Genomic DNA, 19298 nt, shown 5'->3' on the forward strand with positions numbered 1-19298 from the left:
GATAAACCTCCCCACTGATTTAAGTTTCACTTTATCCCGCATTAAGGGGCAGTATTAAGTATAAATAATTAACTGCCCCTAAATGCCCGGTTTCTAACCTACCGTATTCCCTCTTTCTTGTGGTATGACAAAGGATTTTCCTTCCCCTTTATTAAAATAATTTGAAAGAGCTAATGCAACGACAAATAAGATTGCAACGATAGGTAATATTTTTCTGAACAAAATATACACTTCCTCATTTTCGATTTGAATTATTTTAATAACACTGGATCGAATAACCAATCCTTCGGTCCAAAGTTTTTATCCTTCTCTCCTCTTACCTCACGGGATATATTATTTTTAATAATTAGTTCTCTAAACTTTCTACTGAACAAAGTTTTTCGGTATAAATATCTTCCATCATGGCTCCATTCTGCCGAGAGGAATATATCATTTTTTATATTGGTTAAATCTTCGCGATGATAAATATCAGGACCATTGATTACCCCACTTAATCCACAACGACATGGAGGCTGCTCTGTCGCAAAATACAATTTAACTCTTTCAGTGCTAGATTCAGGCAATACTTGTGTCGGTATAATTTGAAAAGCTTTTCGCTTCCCTTCTTCCGGTCCTTGATGAATAACCTCTAAAAGTTCAAAACCTTTAATATCTTCTTGCTTCATTAATGTCGCTAATTCCTGTGAAGCTACCCAATACCCGCTCACATGAACTAGATGACGATCTTTCATTTCCGTTGTATCTATCACTAATGGTGAAAGTTGTTCTTTTTCCATAAGTCCACAATGCTGGCAATGGGTGCTTATAGAAAATAAAGTTCCTTTATCATCTATAAACATATCTGGGGAGTTACCTGCGGAATTTAAGGTAAACAATGAAGCTTGCTCATATTCGCTATCTGAAAAGTCAAAGTAAAAGCGTTCCCCAATAGAAACAATTCCTAATTCATGTTCCAATGATTTATATAGTGCCGCGACATGTTCGTATGTTACATCATCATTTAATGTAAAAATAGGATTAAATGATGCCTTTAAATTTCTCTTCCTTATTTCAGGCGTACCGACGAAAATACCATAGCGATTATAAACTTTAATGACTTGATCTTGACTAGATTCATCTATAGAAAATAAATTTTCAAGTTCTACTTTCAAAATACACGCCTACCTTTATATAAAGTTTTATGGTGAAGTATGTTGACTGGCTAGTAACTTTAAAAAAATCTACAATCTCTACTTTATTCTTAGATAACTAGGCTTTTATCGAAATCTTATATTATCGTATTACTTACTATAACAAATCTACTTAACCACGATTAACTTAAGCGTACCAGTACTTAGACCGATATTTCAATGTTGGGTTTACGCCAATTTTTTGGCGGTCTTTGTCCCGATTTTTGGCGTGATTTGGCGGACATACAAAAAATACCGCCAAAAATTGGCGGTATCATACAAAAACATTAGATATTTAGACTTATAATTTAGGTATAATTAACCATGTTAAAATATGGTATTTTAAAACCACCTAAACTCTCCCTTTTTATAGAAAAATCTACCAGAGAGGATGATTATAACATACAGACAATCTATAGTAAATTCATTCTTTCTGCAAGATTCACAGCGTCTGTCCGTGAATCTACATTTAATAAAGAAAATAGCTGCGTTAAATATCTTTCAGTTGTTCGCTGAGGGATATTTAATTCTATAGCAATCGCTTTATTCGTATGTCCTTCTGCAATCAATCTTAAAATTTTCTTTTCTTTTTCATTTAAGTGTATATCAAGTTTTGCATCCTGCAATTTAAATTTATTATCGAGAAAATCCAAGAAATTTTGAGGTAACACAATCTCACCATTTGCAATGGCTCGAACAGTTCGTAAAATTTGCTCCTTAGACGCTGTTTTAGCTAAAATCCCTTCTATTTTTCGCTCTAAAATAAGTGGATAATAATCAGTAATATCATCACCAGTATAAAGGATAATTGAAGCATTTGACTGGATAGCTTTAATGTTGCGTGCTAAATGTATGCCATTCTCTAATGGCATATTTATATCAATTAAGTAGATATCATACGGTTTGTTTTTAATTCTCTGTATGACATGAGTCGCATCACTTTCTGTATCAACTATAATATCTTCATTTTCTTGAAATAAATTTTTCGTTCCCTCTAACACAATAGGGTGATCATCCACTATAAGCATCGTAATCAAGTGTATCACTTCCTTCTTTTACTGTAATTCTAATAAACATCCCTTCATTAACCTGTGAATCGATGTAAAACTGCCCGTTAAAAGCCTTTACACGCTCTTGCATACCTTGAATTCCCATTGACTCTCCGACAATAATATCATCAACACTACAGCCTACCCCATCATCCTTATAGATGATTTCAAAACCATCGTCCATTTCCTGTAAACGCATTTCAACTGTCGTTGCATAGGAATGTTTTAAAGCATTGTTGAGTAATTCTTGAAATAGTCGATAAATCATTAAATTCATACGCTCATCCTCTAAATAAAGGCGATCTATCGTATAAATTAATTCAAAACTAGCTCTTTCTATTACTTTACGAATTAACTTTTCTAACGCAGCGTTTAGCCCTAATGTATCTAATAATGGAGGCTTTAAATTTTCGCAATAAGCTCTTAAGTCATGTAAAGACGTAATCATCTGCTGATGAATTTTATCAAGTTTTTGCTGGATATCAGTTGTATCTTTCGCATTGACTAGGACATCTACCTCTCGAGCAATATGGAGCTGCTCTTGCAAATTGGTATCATGTAATTCTTGAGCTAATTGATATTTTTCCTCTTCAAATCTTAACCATAATAATTTGCTTAACCAAGGTAATTGACTATCATCTGCTTGCCTCATATGCCTTAGTTCCTCTAACAGCTCTTCTACCATCTTTGTATTTTCAATAAAATTGTTTACATATAATAAAAGCAATTCAAGCCATAGCAGCTCTTCATCTTTTAAATGAATCGAATTTTTATGTTCCAATACTAAGGCTCTTTTATAATGAGCATCTTGATGGAGGAAGGCTAAGTAGACTTTGTCGATTCTCCGTATTTCTCCTAATTTTATATCCTCTATTTGCGCTGGATTAATTGAAAGCATACCCTCAACCGTTGAAGTAAATTGATTTGTGTCATAGTTATAAGTTAATACAAATACATTCTCTAGCTCAAGATGTAATGAAACCTCTTGTGCAAACTTCTCTAGAAGCTCATCTATTTTAATCGTTTTACCAATCCTATCGACAGCCGTGTACAGCTGGTGTATATAATCCCCTTTTGTCGAAAATAAAATTTTCCTCTTTCGATAATCTACCTTCTCTTTTATGTAAAAAAGGACAACTAACGATGTAAAAGTAAAGAGAGAAACACCTGATATTACGGGTATAGTTAAATATTTTCCTGCAATGCAATACAAACCAACTATAAACCATACAGTATATATTAATGAAAAGATTCCATAATAACGAAGTCTTGTAATATGGTATTCAATATCAAATAATCGTTCTGCTACCTGTGTAAAGATAAAGCTAAATGGAATAAGCAATAAAAATAAAGAGCTGACTTCACCTGAAAGAATATACGTATCAAAAAAAATGTTAGGGAGTGCATATAAAAAAAGAAATGGCAAAAACGGTATCATTATACTACTTAACAATACTTTCAACTGAGGTGATTTGTATTTGAAATAGCTTAGCAATAAGATACTAAGTATAGTAATAAGGAGAATGAAGAAAATGACTAATACTATATCAGCCAAAAAATAATACGAAGCAGGATAGAAAAAACTAATACAGCCCAATAAAAAAGAAATTACAGGTAATATATAAAAGAAATTGATATTGTTTGTAAACACCCAATTTGTTTTTATAAATGAATGATAATCTCTTAGAAAATGTAATAATATGACTAAAACTAATACCATACTACTGCGATTTACTATTATCCCAATTCCATTTAATCTAGCAGATACTCCACTGCTTACATAAGCTAATGAAACGGTTAACATGAAAAGAATAAGTAAGTTTGTAAGCTTTGTATTTTTTTGATTAAAATGTAGATAAATAGTAATGAATAGAGTTAATAAATAATAACAAGCTGGTAATAGTAATATAAAGTAAAGTTGGTTCGGGATATCCAAATGATTAATATGTATGTCTTTTATTTCACCATTAGGCTTCATTATCGTTATTTTATTAGCAGCTACTATTTTAGATTTATATTTCACCTGATTTAGATGATCCATTGGCACATCATCTACTCTTAAAATAACATCAGATGATGAAATGTTCTTCCATCCTGTCCATTCTTTATAATAAGGTTGCGTTACTCCCCACTTGCCATCCTCTTTTTCTACTCCAATTTCTAATAACGGCCCACTATAATTCATATAATTCAGATAAATACCAAACACTAAATAGAGCATTATAGCGGGCCAAAACATCTTACTCCTCAACAATTTTACACCCAAGCTTCACTTTTCCACTCTATATCACAACTAAACGCATCTAAAATTGCTTTTTGTTCTACAGACGAAATTCCAACCAATGATGCTTTTTGTGCTTTTAATAGAGAAACTAGTTCTGGGTTATTTTCTAGATATTGAATTACATATATCATGCATATAACTCCTCATTTCAATAGTTTTTTTAAGTAGTCTTTACCTAAATCGTTTATTGCCATATTTTCAAGATTATCTAATGCTTTAAGCTTGTAAACATTTTTTACAGTAATTGTATAACGTATCGCACCACCATTTGTCAACTCGTTTTCTGTAGCATTATTATCTAAAAATGCATCTATATTGTCATTATAATAGCTTATCACAGACTTTGAAACATCATTTCTCTGTGATAAAAGATAAATAATAGGTAATGAGTATCTTTTATTTAGCAAATCATTTTTAGATCCCCAAGTTTTTAAACTTTGAATATCATTTTTAATTTGTTGGATAATACCTATGTATTTCCCATACTCGTTAACATCAGAAGATGTCTCACCTTTTGCAAGTACTTCACCAATTAAGCAACTCATTGCTGTTAAAGAACCTGACTTTTGTTCAATCATTTGTAAATATGATTGCTCATCCCTACAACTATTAAGTAAATCTAGTTGCTGACCATTTATACTTCGTAATGCATAATCATCAAGTATTTGAATAGCTGCACTTTTGTGTTCAAAGGAAGTCTCACGTATAGTTCTAGAAGCCATCACTAGCATAGCTAACGCAACATTTAATGATAATTCAGGTGTTTTAGTCCAACTATAGTCTGAATCCTTGTCCTGCAAGTCATCGATGATATCAAATGATAAAATTAAAAGTTCGATAGCTGCGGCAACTTTATAGATGTCCTCGTTCAAACATTCTACAAATGCTTCGTAATGCAAATAGCATAGCTTACCAAATGAATAGCCAACTGCTTTTTTTTCTTCCTTAAAAATCTTTAGCATCGACCGTAATTCATGACCTATCATTAACTCGTTTTCAATTAGAATATCCAATGCTTCATTAATTTTTCCGTCAAGCTCCTGCAATAGTCCTCTCCTCCCACAAGTATGTTATTAAATAGTATACAGATTAATGGGAAATAATACTAGGCGTTTAAATTACGAGGGAATATTTTACATAAATTTTGACGGAAATACCGCCAAAAAGTGGCGGTATTATATTCTTGACCGCCATTTTTTGGCGTAAACCCACCATTGAAATGGCGTCCTTATCGATGATACGCTTAAATAGGGTAAGATCATTTCATTCTGTTCGTACAAAATTTTTTGATTTAATAAGTTAAAAGTTTCATCGCTAAATATTAGAAAGAGAATTGAGACCATTTGCCATGTACTGAAGAGAAGGCTAGGCAACTTCATCACGATAGACTGCTAGGAATCCTTTAAATCTATTAACAGGGAAATACTCGAAACACAGGGAGTGATTGAAATGAAAAATGACGTAAATGAAAATGTTTTAATACTTACAGCTAATTTCTCCTGTACAATTTCTGTTTCTGAAGAGGAAATCACGATAAAAAAACCTTCGAAAGAACAGCAATGTATAGAGCAAATAATTGTTGAAGCCGAGCAACAGGCTTATAAAGAAACATTGGCAGAGTATAAAAGCAAATCTACATTTTCAAATTTTATTTGCAATATTCCTGGATTTGAGGATACTTTTCAGCAAAAGCTAGACGCTTTTATTGAACAATATGGAATTAAAAGAGTATCAGAAGAAAATCAGTCTATACCGCCTTTAGTAAGTCCATTTACCTCTGGATTAAACATACATACACCTATAATCTATGCGTTTTCAAGCTTTTGTATTATAAATGCTAGAGGCAATTGCTCTAGCACTTCTATTAGAAATGCTGCTGTCGGCTTACCTGTTTATCCCTATAATTCAGAAATAGAAATGTCCTCTTTAGAGAAATATAATACTGCTATAAAGGAAGCTAATTGTGCACCCAAACATTTTACCGAGGTCTCCATTAGTGATAATGGTATTTCTTTTAATATTACGACAACATTTAATGCATGGAATAAAGCATCCATTAAGCATTAAGAATTAAAACTACATTGGGTATGGCACGGTTATAAATTTGTGCCTCCCTTCTTCCTTAATAACGTTTTATGTGTCATTTCAATGCTTCTATTCATCGCTTAATTTTTCTATCCACCACCCCGACCTCCGACTTCTTTCAGTCTCATTAGCCATTCTTTCCTTCGCTCTCTGTCACTTTGCCTATCTATTGTTTTTTCTACGATACATTACGTATTCGTATAAAAAAAGGTGCCTCAAATGACTATGAGACACCTCTAAAATATTAACCTTTTACATAATAAACTTCTTGTCCGCTTTCGATGATGTGATCAGGCTTCGGTTTACCAGCATTTGCTTTATGACCAGCAATATGCTCCGGGCTCTTCTCCCAATTTTTCCATGCTTCTTCTGATTCCCAACGAACCACAATTAACACTTCTTCATCACCACGTCGTACTTTTTTCAAAAGTACTTGCTTATCAATAAAGCCTGGCTGTTGTTCAAGTAATGTTGGACCATCTTTTTTAGCACCGAAACGTTCAACTACTTTATCGGAATTCCCTTCCGTAACGACAATACGTTTAATTTGTACAAACATATTATTTAAACGCCTTTAAAATGTCATCAGCTTTTTGAGTTTCAGAAGTTAAACCGCCACCAGATAAATACCAAACTTGTGGATCTAAATAAACGATTTTACCGTTTTTCGCAGCGTTAGTAGCACCAACGATTTCGTTTTCAATTGCAGCTTTTGTACCAGACGCACCTTCTGGAGTTACAGCAGCATCACGGTCAACTACGAATAAAACATCTGGGTTTGTATCACGTACATATTCAAATGATGCGTTTGAACCGTGTGTAGAAGCTTCAATTTTTTCATCAGCAGCTTTTACACCATAAACATCATGAATTACACCGAAACGTGAACCAGGACCATATGCAGATAATGCACCTTCAGAACCTAGTACGATTAAAGCTTTTTCTTTAGCTGAAGCTGTTTTCGCTTTAACTTCCTCTACTTTTGCTTCGTAAGCAGCAAATGCATCAGCAGCTTCTTTCTCTTTACCAAAGATCTTACCAGCTAATTCAACATTAGCTTTGAATGATGGCATGAAATCTTTTGCATCCACTCCTACGAATACTGTTGGTGCAATTTTAGATAACTCATCGTAAGCTGCTGCTTGACGACCAGAGATGAAAATAATATCTGGGTTCATTTCAGAGATTGCTTCAAAATCTGGTTCTTTTAAAGCACCAATATTTACGTAAGATTTATCAGCATATTTGCTTAAATACTTTGGAACTGATTTTTGTGGAACTCCTGCAACTTTAACATCTAAAGCATCTAAAGTATCAAGGAAACCATAGTCAAATACAACAACTTTTTCTGGCATTTTATCAAGAGTTACTTCTTTAAATGTATTTTCATCTTGTGTGCTACCTGGAATTGTAATTGGATAAGCTGTAGCTTCTTCCTTTTGCGTCTCAGAAGGTTTGTTATCAGTAGAAGAATCTTTCTCTTCTTTTTTTGCTTCGTCCTTAGTACCGCAAGCAGCTAATACTAATAGCATCATAGCCATTAATACAGTTAGTAATTTCCAATTTTTCATTGTAAAATTGCTCCTTTAAATTTAATTTATAGTTAATAGATGGTTATCCTATCTTTACTATTTCTAAGAGTTGAAATACACACAAATGCGACATCCATTCTGTTCTTGAACAGGAATATCCATATCGTAGATTTCTTTAAGTGCTTCAGGGTTGATAATGTCATTTGTTGGACCATCTTTGACAACACGACCATTTTTTAATGCAACAATATGATCAGAGTAGACGGAAGCAAAGTTAATATCGTGTAATACGATGACAACCGTTTTCCCTAACTCATCCACGAGCTTACGCAAAATTTTCATGATTTGCACAGAATGCTTCATGTCTAAATTGTTGAGCGGCTCATCAAGCAAAATATAGTCTGTATCCTGTGCAATAACCATTGCGATAAATGCACGTTGACGTTGACCACCGGATAATTCATCCAAATAATTGTGTTGAATATCCTCTAAATTCATATATTGAATTGCTTCATCTACTTTTAGTTCATCATCAGGCTTTAAATTACCTTTTGAATAAGGGAATCGCCCGAATGAAACAAGCTCACGAATTGTTAAGCGTACATTCATATAGTTTGACTGCTTTAAAATAGATACTCGCTTTGCAAAATCATCTGATTTCCAACGACGTACATCAGACTTGTCGAGTAATACTTCTCCAGTATCTGCATTAAGTAAACGGCTTACCATTGAAAGCAATGTTGATTTACCTGCACCATTTGGTCCAATAAAAGATGTTATTTTCCCTGGCACAACGTCGACACTGACATCTTGAATGACCGGTTTTTTCCCAAAGTACTTGGATAGTTCTTTTACTTGGATCATCCTGCTGACCTACTTTCCTTCAATAATAAGTAGATGAAGTATACGCCACCTACGAAGTTTATAATAACGCTCAGGGTTGTATCGAAGTTAAATATACGTTCGACCATCCACTGTCCACCGACTAAAGCTACAATACTCATTACACAAGAACCTATGATGATTACAGAGTGCTTGTACGTCTTAAAATATTGATACGATAAATTTGCTACGATTAAGCCAAAGAACGTAATAGGCCCAACTAGAGCTGTAGACACGGCTATTAACACCGAAGATAATATAAGCATACGCTGTACAAGCTTATCATATGGTACCCCTAGGTTAATGGCTGTATCCCGACCAAGAGACATTACATCTAGTTGGTTCATATGACGCCAGCCATAAATAAAGGTGATGATAATGACAACAGCTGCAAGCCATACTAAATCCGAATTGACATTGTTGAAGCTTGCAAACATTTTACTTTGTAAGCTTAAAAACTCATTCGGATCTATTAAAACTTGGAAGAACGTAGTTACGCTTCCTAAAAACGTTCCGACAATCATACCGACAAGCAGTAAGAAATAAATCGGACGCTTTCCTTCCTTGAACAATACACGATAAAAAATTAATGCAAAGATAACCATAGCTAAAACAGCTAGTAAGAAATTATATTTAGCATTAATGACGAATATCGACATAGAGCCAAAGAAGTAAAAAATGAACGTTTGAACCAGCATATATAATGCATCAAGTCCCATTACACTTGGCGTTAAAATACGGTTATGCGTAATCGTTTGGAAGACTACTGTTGAATAAGCAATCGCAATTCCCGTTAACGACATCGCAAACACTTTAACGAGACGGCGTGGGAGCGCATAATGAAAATTACCATTAAGTCCGTAAAATACATATAGTAAAATAGATGCTACGGCCAAACCTAATAAGATCAACATTTTTGTACGGTTACGCATATGCTTTCCCCCTAAATAACATAATTAGGAAGATTGCACTTCCGATGACACCGACAGTCATACTAATCGGAATTTCATAAGGGAAAATCAGTACACGCCCTATAATGTCGCAGAATAACAAGAACGACATTCCTAGTAGTGCTGTATGAGGCAATGTCTTAGCGAGATTATCCCCTTTGAACAGCGAAATTATATTTGGAATGATTAAACCGAGAAACGGTATCACACCAACTGTCAGTACTACTGTTGTCGAAATAAGTGCTACTAACACTAAACCTAGATTCACAATGAATTTATAAGAAAGACCAAGATTTTTTGCAAAATCCTCACCCATTCCTGCCACTGTAAAGCGGTTCGCATAAATGTAAGCTAATATAAGCACGGGTACACTTATGTATAAAAGCTCATAACGACCTTTCATCATTAATGAGAAATCTCCTTGTAACCACGCAGAAATGTTTTGGATAATATCCGCCTTATACGCAAAGAAAGTTGTAATTGAAGAAAGGATATTCCCAAACATTAAGCCAATAAGCGGTATAAAGATCGCATCTTTAAACTTGATTCGATTTAATATTTGCATAAACAATAATGTGCCGGCTAAAGCAAATAGGAAAGCGAAGGAAATTTTTTGAAAATACGTGACGTTTGTGAAAAACATCATCGAAATTAGAACTCCCAACTTCGTAGCATCTAATGTACCTGCTGTCGTTGGTGACACGAACTTATTCCTACTTAAGCTTTGCATAATTAAACCAGCAATACTCATACCTGCACCTGCTAACAAAATTGCTACAAGTCTCGGTATACGACTAATAATAAATAGCCTAGTTTCTTCTGATTCGAAGTCTAATAGATCACTCGGTTTAATATCAACTACTCCGATAAATAGTGAAACTATAGACAACACAACAGTTGCTGTTAAAAGATATCTTTTTTTCATTGTAATCCCCGGTAGATTCATTTTTGCTCGTAATATTCATTGAAAATGATTATCATTACTCACGATTCCCATTATAAGCTCGTTTCCATTCTCAGTCAACCTTCCATTGAGAATTATTCTCGTTTTATTTGAGAATCTTTAATAACATGAGCATTCTTAACGGAATTCCTATTTATTTGGTTCCCCAAACTTAAATATCTCTACTTTTTCGTCACAATAAAAAGGTAATTGAGAATAAAATACTAATTTATTCTCAATTACCTTTTAAATCAATTGATAATTACGTCCGGAGGCTTCGGGCCAACAATGTCTTTTGTGCGAAAGACGTTATGCTATTCGTCGAACACCTTTGAGCCACGCAAAAACAATTAAAATGATTAATATAAAACCGACATACCCCATCACTGCATAAAGTTTGGCAACAAGCGTCGTAAAGCCAGCTAGGCTTGCTAAAAAGCCCAATCCGCCAATAAAAAAGGCAGTAACCTTAAAGCTAGCCTTATTAGGTTTGAAAAACCTTACCATAAATGAATAGAACATCCCTACCGCTGTATTATAAATCATCCCTAATAAGGAAAAGGACATCAACAAACCGACTAAAGGATGAATTTCATTTGCTAAAGCTAGCATCGGTATATCTATACCAACGATTACATTCATTTTGGCAAGAAGGGATAGATTAATAAGAAGAATTAAAGCTCCAAGCAAAACCCCACCAATAATGCCTCCCATCCCCGCCACCTTCTCATTGCGAATAGATCCACACATAACAGTTAAAAGAGAAAAACACACACCAATATTAAAAGACGTATACAGTAAAGCTGTAGTCCACCAGCTTTTAGTACTCACTTGTGCTTGTTGTGCGATAACAGCTTGTTCGACAAAGGTCAAATCCATCGTAGCTATTGAATAGACAGCTATGATCGAGACAATGGCTAGCAGATAGGGTGTAGCAATAGCAATAATGTTTATAATACTCTTCACATTCATCATAACCGTCGCTATAGTCAGTACAATCATACAAATGCTCCCTAGCCAAACCGGCAATCCAAACATTTGATGAAACGTGGCACCTGCTCCTGCAAACATGATTACTGCTACACCAAATAAGAAAAGGGACAGTAAATAATCCATTACAAAGCCTACAGTATTACCTGATATTTGATAAATTAAATCCTTGTGCGATGTCGTACGTAATCTTGAGCTAATTTGTGCAATGCACATTCCTACTAAAGCAAATCCAAATGTTGCAATAAGTGCACCATATATCCCACGAAAGCCATAGCTCGTAAAATAAAGTACAATTTCCTGTCCTGATGCAAATCCCGCACCGACGATAATTCCTACATAGGCACCACCGATTTGCAAACTTTTTTTCAATTAGTTCTCTCCCTGTTTATCCTATTATCGGAATCATCACCAAAGCGTGTGGTGATAAACCTATTATTGATAGACCTTTCTGCTGATTGTTAGCTTATCGATTACCTTCATATTAGGTGTATATCCAATACCAATTGTTTGTGGCACACGAATATAACCATCCTCTACAATTACTTCAGGTGTAATGATATCCTCATACCAATAATGACTAGAGCCCGCAGTATCCCCTGGTAGCACAAAATTAGTGAGCGATGTTAATGCAATATTATGCGCTCGTCCGATCCCTGCCTCTAACATGCCACCACACCAAACAGGAAATTTATTTTCCTTACATAAATCATGAATTCTTCTTGCTTCTGTTAAACCGCCTACACGGCCTATTTTAATATTGATAACACCACAACTACCTAGCTCTATCGCTTTTCGAGCATCTTCATAGGAAGTGATGCTTTCATCTAAACAAATAGGCGTTTTTATCTTTCGCTGTAATTTAGCATGATCGACAATATCATCTACAGCTAAAGGTTGCTCAATCATTAATAAATTAAATGCATCGAGTTGCTGCAATACATCCATATCGTTCAATGTATAGGCTGAATTAGCATCTACCATTAATGGAAGATCCGGCATTTCAGCTCGTATAGCACGAATAACTTCTACATCGTGACCAGGCTTAATTTTCACTTTCACTCGTTTATAACCTTTATTTACATGGCTTTTCAATATATTTATTAATACTTCGGTGGAAGGTTGAATACCTACGCTAACACCTACCTCTATTTGTTCCTTATGTCCACCTAACGCTTTTGCAAGTGATTGTTTCGTTTGTTGAGCATAAATGTCCCATATAGCCCCTTCAATAGAGGACTTCGCCATGCAGTTACGACGAATAGAGGAAAACAAAGCATTAACTTCATCTGGATGCCCAACCTCTTTATGTAACAAGATAGGTATCAAGAAGTCTTCAAGCATATGCCATGTTGTTTTTAATGTCTCCTCTGTATACCAAGGCGCTACAAAGGCAACAGCTTCTCCCCATCCTACAGTTCCTGATTGATCTATCGCTTCTATAAGTAAGAATTCCTTTTCATCAATTGTGCCAAAACTCGTTGTAAACGGTGATTTCATTGGCATTTTTATATGTCTAACTGTAATCTGTTCTAGTTTCACAAGATTTCACTCCTTATCCTTATTATAAAGCTAATAAGGAGCGTCTGACTAATAGATAGCTATGGACATATTCCTTGTGCTTTTTCATTCGAACGATTGCATAATTTTGTTCAAATAATGTCGTTAAAATAGTACGAACTTTATAACGCCAGTCTTCTGCAAGCTTAGGACTTTCCACTTTCATCTTTTGTAAATATTGAGGTATGGACAATAAATAAGCGTCTTTATAAAATAGTTGCTCTCGCTGAAATTCCCCTTCAATATCAAGCACCGGTAAGCCATCTACCGTTAAAGACCACGGTACAATTTCTTCGGCTCCCTCTTCCAGTTCATCCAAGGAATCATCCACTCGATCGTGTTCAATCCACCATTCTACGACAATTCGATCTGAAGGTAACCCATCGTTAAAATCATCCTTGAGCGGACCATAATAATCATTTTCATACTGAAGACTAAAGGAATTGAGCTTCAAAAACGATAAATTAGCCATACATGCTTCTAGCGGATCAAATAGCCAAATCACAAGTTGAAACCCATGTTCTTTAGCATACTCCTGTTGGGCATGCTTTAATAATTCACCTACACCTTGTTCACGATATGTTTTCTCCACACCAATCATGTGTGAGTGTAAATACATTTTTCCATGTCCATAACCAACAAAGCAGTAGTTAAAGCCGATCAGCTTTTCATCTAAATACGCCCCAAGTACTAATCCACCATTTTGAACAGCCGCTAACAATTGATGAGAGGGAATAGCCTGACTCCCCCAAATACTTTCGTTTAAAATTTGCACTTCTGCTACCTCTTTAGGTGTCATTACTTTTTGAATACGCACTCTCTCTAACATTATGCTGACCCCTCCTTTGTATTCCCTGACTCCAGTGCTAACAATACCGCTTTTGTAAGAATTTCAACTCCAGTTACTAACCTTGCCTGCTTAAATTTCATCTTCGGATGATGTAGTCCTGGTGCTAGTCCACAGCCTAATCCTAACATCGTTGATTTTAATTTTGGACGTTGCACAGCATAATGATGAAAATCTTCTCCTCCAGGTGTATGAATAGGCTTTCTTAAATTCGACAAGCCTGTTGCTTGCACAATTGCTTGCTCCATAAAATATTGAGCAGTTGGATCTACCTCAGCAGCTACTACATCTGCTACTGTACGTAATTCTATCTGCACTTTATGCAAGATCTTGGAAGAATCAATAACCCTCTTTACTCCCTGTGCAAGTGCATCCATTACATCATTTTGTTGAGCTCGTATATCAATGGTGAACGATGCGTTCCCAGGAATAATATTGCCGGATTCTCCTCCTGCATGGAATTTAGTCATCTTAATTGATACAGGAATCATCGGATCTGTATGAATCGTTCGTAAATCTTCGATAATAGTTGCTCCTACTTCAATGGCATTCACGCCGAGGTGAGGTCTTGCAGCGTGGGCATCCTCTCCAATGATTTCCCCCTCTATCAATCGAGAGGCTCCATGATGCAACGCGGCACAATATGTACCGTCTTCAAGCTCGTGGACAGGTCTTACATGGACACCAAATAAAAAGTCTAAATCATCAATGACTCCTTCTTTTAAAACGGAGAAAGCACCTGTTCCTTTCTCTTCTGCTGGTTGAAAAATCACCCGGATTGTACCGTTGAATGATGGAGCAAGCTCTTTCAAAAGTAAGAGCGCACCGATTGCCATCGTCATATGTCCGTCATGGCCACAGGAGTGATTCGCTCGAAATTCACCATCTACTTCCTGCCATAACGCATCCATGTCCGTACGTAAACCAACTTTAGGTTGACCATTCCCTACATCAACATAAAGCCCTGTACTGTTTTTAAAGCGTATTGGTGAAAAACCTTCACGAGTTAGTAAGTCGAAAATATAATTTGTTGTTTCTACCTCATACCAGCTTATTTCTGGATTCGCATGCAAGTACGTGAAAATCTCCATTAATCTTGGCCTCAAACGATTCAAAGCTTCCTTCATAGCATCCAACCCCTTAAATTATCATACTATTAAGATTATTATAAATGAAAATAAAAACTTTTCTACACAGAAACGTCCCGCATTCAGCAAAATAACCACATGCTACAACGTAGATAAATTTTCATCACATAACGTGTGGTTGATTTCCGTTCCAGCTGGCCGCTTTCCTGGGGGCGTCCGATGAGCCGCTTCGCTTCGCTGCAGGCTCGGGCCAACACGATGTTGGTCACGAAGGCATTATCACAGGATTTGATGCATATAGCCTTCGTTCCTCTATTACTGATCCCCAAGGAGTCGCCCAGTCTCCACTCCAATCAATTCATAGTAAATGTTTTATCAAATGTTGTCTTCAACTTTAGATGATGAACAATAATAAAATAATACTTAGAATCCCTTAGCATCATAAAGTGGACCTTCATTAATATTTGAATGCTTTATGACGTTCTATTCGTTACTTTGTTTCTAAGAGACAACGTGAAGCTTCCACGAACGTTCCGATGAATATTGCAAAACTCCTCCGTTTATTAATTCAATTACTAATATCAAAACACCTTAATACAAAAAAAAATGCAAGTACAGTTATTTGATAACTGTACTTGCATCTTTTGATTAATTAATACCTCGCATAGCTTTTGAAATAATTGGCGAAAGCACTAATATTATGATCCCGAAAACAATTGCTAATGAGCCTAAGAAACCGAAGTATGTGAATTCACTTACCACTTCATAGACTTTTACAAGTTGTGCGTTGATTGCTTGCGCTGCTGCGCTTGTTAAAAACCAAAGTGACATCGTTTGTGCAGCGAAAGCCTTTGGAGCCAACTTTGTAGTAACTGACAACCCTACTGGCGATAATAATAACTCCCCAACTACAACTAAAAAGAATGATAATACTAACCACCATGGACTTACTAAATCTGTACCACCAGATAAATACGCTGGAAGCATCATCACTAAGAATGACAATCCTGCAAAGAATAATGCATAAGCGAATTTACGCGGTGTAGATGGTTGTTTATCTCCCCACTTCATCCATAACATGGCAAATAACGGAGCCATTGTAACGACGAATAAAGGGTTTAACGATTGGAACCAAGAAGATGGAATATGAAAACTACCAATATCCAATCGTGTACGACTATCTGCATACGTTGCTAAAATAGTCGCCCCTTGTTCTTGGATTGCCCAAAACATTACAGCCGATAAAAACAAAGGAATATAAGCGAGCACGCGAGACTTCTCGTCCTTCGTTGTTTTCTCACTGCGATACATATAAATAAAGTACACCGTTGGAATTACAATACCTAGCGCCGTAATAATTAAACCAAAAACATTCACTGTTAGTACGCCAGTTCTGATACCAATTGCCCCAGCAATAATAATAAGTAGCGCTAAAATCGCAAATCGTGTAAAGACTTTTTTCCGTTCTTCAGGCAGTAACGGGTTATTTACCTGTAACCCTGCTAACCCTAAATATTTTTTTCCTGTTAATTTAAAAATAATTAAACCAATAAGCATCCCTAACCCTGCTATACCAAAGCCTAGGTGGAAATTATACTGTTGTCCAATTGTTCCGACAATTAATGGTGCAAGGAATGATCCCATATTAATACTCATATAGAAAATTGAAAAACCTGCATCACGACGACTATCTGTATCAGCATACATATCTCCGACAATGCTTGAAACGTTCGGTTTTAATAAGCCTGTCCCAATGACAATAAAGAACATTGAAACAAATAAAATACTTGCGCCACCAGGTAACGCTAGCAGGAAATGTCCAAGCATAATGAACACGCCACCATAAAAAATGGTTCTACGTGTACCCAGTATTCGGTCAGCAATCCAACCACCGATAATCCCTGACATGTAAACCAATGATCCGTAGATAGCCATAATTGAGTTCGCTAGTCCACGATCTAGGCCTAAGCCACCTTCATGCAATTCATAATACATAAAGAAAATCAGAATTGCTCGCATACCGTAGTATGAGAATCGTTCCCAAAATTCAGTGAAAAATAATGTAAAGAGCCCTTTAGGGTGTCCGACAAAGCCATTTTGAGGGACGGATTTTACAATTTCATCTTTAGTAGACATAAAAATATCCTCTCCCGATTTCATTATTCAATAATAATATTATTACCCAATTTTAAGGATAAAAACTTTATTTCATCATACTAAAGTGTTTTAAAAACTTTTTCAAGAGTTTTAAAAAATGTTGGAATTTTACACCTTTTCTTTAAATTCAGACTCGTTTCACTATAATTATAGCAAACCTGTTGCTATTCCTGAGTTTTTCTACTCTATAATATCTACTAATTTATAAACCTCTACAAAATTATTCTAAAATATTTTATAATCTGATTATTTACTTTATTAACAAATAAGCTAGTATTATCTAAAATTTAATCCACAATGATATAAATTCCTTTTTCTTTTGCAACAAAAAAACACGTTAGAAACACGAAGTGCTTCTAACATGTTTTTAAAACATGTCTGTGATTAATTAATTACATATTGTTGGAATTTTGCATAATCCGCTTCTTTTGCCTCTATTGTTAACAGTGTGCCATTTTCTTCATACGCTGTTTCATAGACAGAGGCATGTTCATTTAAATAAGAGACAATATTCCCCTGCTCATACGGAATAAGCATTTTACATGTTATATAATCAGAGAAAATATGCTGACGTATCATTTGCAGTAATTCCTCTAATCCAGTCCCTTCCTTCGCTGAAATCCAAATATTATCACCGCTGATCACAGGATATGGAACGTTGGCTATATCAGCTTTATTATACACATAAATAGTAGGTATCCCTTCAACGCCAACTGCTTTAAGCGTTTCATTTGTTACATCCATCATAAAGCCGTGCTCAGAATTGGAAACATCCACAACATGTAGTAATAAGTCGGCATCACGAGCCTCTTCTAGAGTTGAGCGGAATGCCTTCACTAGATGATGCGGTAATTTGCTAACGAAACCAACTGTATCTGTTAATAAAAATGTCTTTTTATCAGGTAATTCTATTTGACGGACAGATGTTTCAAGTGTGGCAAAAAGCATATCCTTCTCAAACACTTGTTTATGATCTTCCTGCCCTATTTTCGTAAGTAGCTGATTCATAATGGTTGACTTACCAGCGTTCGTATAGCCAACAATGGAAACGACAGGAACAGCATTTTTACGTCGTTGTTTACGCTGCGTCTCTCGTTGCTCCTTCACATGCTCTAGGTCCTTCTTAATTTTCGCAATTTGATCCTCAATTTTACGACGATCTAGCTCGAGCTTTGTCTCACCGGCACCACGGTTTTTAAAACCACCACCAGTGCCGCCACCTTGACGACTGAGAGAAGCATGCAATCCAACCAATCGAGGTAGCATATATTGCAATTGCGCTAACTCAACTTGCAGCTGGGCTTCACTTGTTTTAGCACGACGTCCAAAAATATCTAAAATCAACATCGTTCTATCAATAACCTTTGTTTCTAAATCGCGCTCTAAATTACGAATTTGCGAAGGTGATAATTCATCATTAAAAATTACTAAATTCGCTTGTACTTCATCATAAAAGTTTTTTATTTCTTCAATTTTACCTGTTCCAACATAATGAGATGGCGTAACTCGCTCTAAATTTTGTGTGACAATGCCAGCTACTTCAACATTTAAAGCTTCAGCTAAATTTTTTAGCTCCTCCATTGAATAATCAAAATGGTCATCATTCCTTAAATTTACACCAACTAAAATAGCTTTTTCTACCAATACATCAACTTCTTTAATTCTATCCATCCACAAACCTCCCACCAATACCTTGATGCTACTACGACAAATTTTCTTCATCTTACCATATAATGTCCAAATTCGTGTTGTTTAGTAGTTA

Annotated in this window: 18 protein-coding genes; 1 reads left to right on the forward strand and 17 read right to left on the reverse strand. The window is 35.5% G+C overall.

What is annotated here, in order from left to right; translation table 11 throughout:
* Positions 1–93: 93 nt before the first annotated feature.
* The 6 genes from ABE34_RS25530 to ABE34_RS17765 form a co-directional block, all read right to left on the reverse strand.
* Positions 94–222 carry a hypothetical protein gene (locus tag ABE34_RS25530; protein ID WP_276569518.1) on the reverse strand — a complete coding sequence of 43 codons (129 nt, stop codon included), beginning with the start codon at positions 220–222 and terminating at the stop codon, positions 94–96.
* 29 nt (positions 223–251) lie between these two features.
* Complete coding sequence (locus ABE34_RS17745) at positions 252–1151, reverse strand: hypothetical protein (protein WP_197143789.1); 900 nt, start codon at positions 1149–1151, stop codon at positions 252–254.
* A gap of 431 nt (positions 1152–1582) precedes the next feature.
* The gene (locus ABE34_RS17750; RefSeq protein ID WP_240518319.1) at positions 1583–2197 is read right to left on the reverse strand and encodes a response regulator transcription factor; all 615 of its coding nucleotides are present in this window, start codon (positions 2195–2197) and stop codon (positions 1583–1585) included.
* Positions 2181–4457, reverse strand: coding sequence for a sensor histidine kinase (locus ABE34_RS17755; RefSeq protein ID WP_197143790.1), 2277 nt, complete (start codon positions 4455–4457; stop codon positions 2181–2183). Before ABE34_RS17755 ends, ABE34_RS17750 begins: the two co-directional genes overlap by 17 nt.
* A 17-nt stretch (positions 4458–4474) precedes the next feature.
* A complete protein-coding gene (comX, locus tag ABE34_RS17760) occupies positions 4475–4633 on the reverse strand; it encodes a competence pheromone ComX (RefSeq protein WP_197143791.1) in 159 nt (52 codons plus the stop codon).
* 12 nt (positions 4634–4645) lie between these two features.
* Positions 4646–5548: a polyprenyl synthetase family protein gene (locus ABE34_RS17765; protein ID WP_241747116.1), complete on the reverse strand. Its 903-nt coding sequence runs from the start codon at positions 5546–5548 to the stop codon at positions 4646–4648.
* Between the two features lie 403 nt (positions 5549–5951).
* On the opposite strand from ABE34_RS17765, the gene ABE34_RS17770 reads away from it, so the two are divergent.
* Positions 5952–6569 (forward strand): hypothetical protein, encoded by a 618-nt coding sequence (locus tag ABE34_RS17770; RefSeq protein ID WP_197143792.1) that lies wholly within the window; start codon positions 5952–5954, stop codon positions 6567–6569.
* A 262-nt stretch (positions 6570–6831) separates the two neighbouring features.
* On the opposite strand, the gene ABE34_RS17775 is transcribed toward ABE34_RS17770, so the two are convergent.
* The 11 genes from ABE34_RS17775 to hflX form a co-directional block, all read right to left on the reverse strand.
* Complete coding sequence (locus ABE34_RS17775; RefSeq protein WP_079562489.1) at positions 6832–7146, reverse strand: antibiotic biosynthesis monooxygenase family protein; 315 nt, start codon at positions 7144–7146, stop codon at positions 6832–6834.
* Between the two features lies 1 nt (position 7147).
* On the reverse strand, positions 7148–8158 hold the full coding sequence (locus ABE34_RS17780) for a siderophore ABC transporter substrate-binding protein (RefSeq protein ID WP_197143793.1): 1011 nt from the start codon (positions 8156–8158) through the stop codon (positions 7148–7150).
* Between the two features lie 63 nt (positions 8159–8221).
* Positions 8222–8983: an iron ABC transporter ATP-binding protein gene (locus tag ABE34_RS17785; RefSeq protein ID WP_197143794.1), complete on the reverse strand. Its 762-nt coding sequence runs from the start codon at positions 8981–8983 to the stop codon at positions 8222–8224.
* Positions 8980–9933 (reverse strand): iron chelate uptake ABC transporter family permease subunit, encoded by a 954-nt coding sequence (locus ABE34_RS17790; protein WP_197143795.1) that lies wholly within the window; start codon positions 9931–9933, stop codon positions 8980–8982. Before ABE34_RS17790 ends, ABE34_RS17785 begins: the two co-directional genes overlap by 4 nt.
* Positions 9926–10876: an ABC transporter permease gene (locus ABE34_RS17795; protein ID WP_197143796.1), complete on the reverse strand. Its 951-nt coding sequence runs from the start codon at positions 10874–10876 to the stop codon at positions 9926–9928. Before ABE34_RS17795 ends, ABE34_RS17790 begins: the two co-directional genes overlap by 8 nt.
* 327 nt (positions 10877–11203) lie before the next feature.
* Complete coding sequence (locus tag ABE34_RS17800) at positions 11204–12256, reverse strand: YkvI family membrane protein (RefSeq protein ID WP_197143797.1); 1053 nt, start codon at positions 12254–12256, stop codon at positions 11204–11206.
* Positions 12257–12319: 63 nt separating this feature from the next.
* Positions 12320–13426, reverse strand: a complete 1107-nt coding sequence (menC, locus tag ABE34_RS17805) for an o-succinylbenzoate synthase (protein WP_197143798.1) — start codon at positions 13424–13426, stop codon at positions 12320–12322.
* 22 nt (positions 13427–13448) lie between these two features.
* Positions 13449–14273, reverse strand: coding sequence for a GNAT family N-acetyltransferase (locus tag ABE34_RS17810; protein ID WP_197143799.1), 825 nt, complete (start codon positions 14271–14273; stop codon positions 13449–13451).
* Complete coding sequence (locus ABE34_RS17815) at positions 14273–15418, reverse strand: M20 peptidase aminoacylase family protein (RefSeq protein WP_197143800.1); 1146 nt, start codon at positions 15416–15418, stop codon at positions 14273–14275. The genes ABE34_RS17810 and ABE34_RS17815 overlap by 1 nt, the downstream gene beginning before the upstream one ends.
* Before the next feature lie 609 nt (positions 15419–16027).
* Positions 16028–17515 carry a peptide MFS transporter gene (locus tag ABE34_RS17820; RefSeq protein ID WP_197143801.1) on the reverse strand — a complete coding sequence of 496 codons (1488 nt, stop codon included), beginning with the start codon at positions 17513–17515 and terminating at the stop codon, positions 16028–16030.
* A gap of 405 nt (positions 17516–17920) precedes the next feature.
* On the reverse strand, positions 17921–19207 hold the full coding sequence (gene hflX / locus ABE34_RS17825; protein WP_197143802.1) for a GTPase HflX: 1287 nt from the start codon (positions 19205–19207) through the stop codon (positions 17921–17923).
* Positions 19208–19298 lie beyond the last annotated feature (91 nt).

It is taken from the genome of Lysinibacillus sphaericus (assembly GCF_015844675.1).
GTDB classification, from domain to species: domain Bacteria; phylum Bacillota; class Bacilli; order Bacillales_A; family Planococcaceae; genus Lysinibacillus; species Lysinibacillus sphaericus_E.

Coding starts and splice junctions, on each gene's coding strand:
- ABE34_RS17795 (WP_197143796.1), bottom strand. CDS start 10,876: ATGAAAAAAAGATATCTTTTAACAGCAACTGTTGTGTTGTCTATAGTT.
- ABE34_RS17815 (WP_197143800.1), bottom strand. CDS start 15,418: ATGAAGGAAGCTTTGAATCGTTTGAGGCCAAGATTAATGGAGATTTTC.
- ABE34_RS17780 (WP_197143793.1), bottom strand. CDS start 8,158: ATGAAAAATTGGAAATTACTAACTGTATTAATGGCTATGATGCTATTA.
- ABE34_RS17810 (WP_197143799.1), bottom strand. CDS start 14,273: ATGTTAGAGAGAGTGCGTATTCAAAAAGTAATGACACCTAAAGAGGTA.
- ABE34_RS17770 (WP_197143792.1), top strand. CDS start 5,952: ATGAAAAATGACGTAAATGAAAATGTTTTAATACTTACAGCTAATTTC.
- hflX (WP_197143802.1), bottom strand. CDS start 19,207: ATGGATAGAATTAAAGAAGTTGATGTATTGGTAGAAAAAGCTATTTTA.
- ABE34_RS17790 (WP_197143795.1), bottom strand. CDS start 9,933: ATGCGTAACCGTACAAAAATGTTGATCTTATTAGGTTTGGCCGTAGCA.
- comX (WP_197143791.1), bottom strand. CDS start 4,633: ATGATATATGTAATTCAATATCTAGAAAATAACCCAGAACTAGTTTCT.
- ABE34_RS17775 (WP_079562489.1), bottom strand. CDS start 7,146: ATGTTTGTACAAATTAAACGTATTGTCGTTACGGAAGGGAATTCCGAT.
- ABE34_RS17820 (WP_197143801.1), bottom strand. CDS start 17,515: ATGTCTACTAAAGATGAAATTGTAAAATCCGTCCCTCAAAATGGCTTT.
- ABE34_RS17755 (WP_197143790.1), bottom strand. CDS start 4,457: ATGTTTTGGCCCGCTATAATGCTCTATTTAGTGTTTGGTATTTATCTG.
- ABE34_RS17750 (WP_240518319.1), bottom strand. CDS start 2,197: ATGCTTATAGTGGATGATCACCCTATTGTGTTAGAGGGAACGAAAAAT.
- ABE34_RS17785 (WP_197143794.1), bottom strand. CDS start 8,983: ATGATCCAAGTAAAAGAACTATCCAAGTACTTTGGGAAAAAACCGGTC.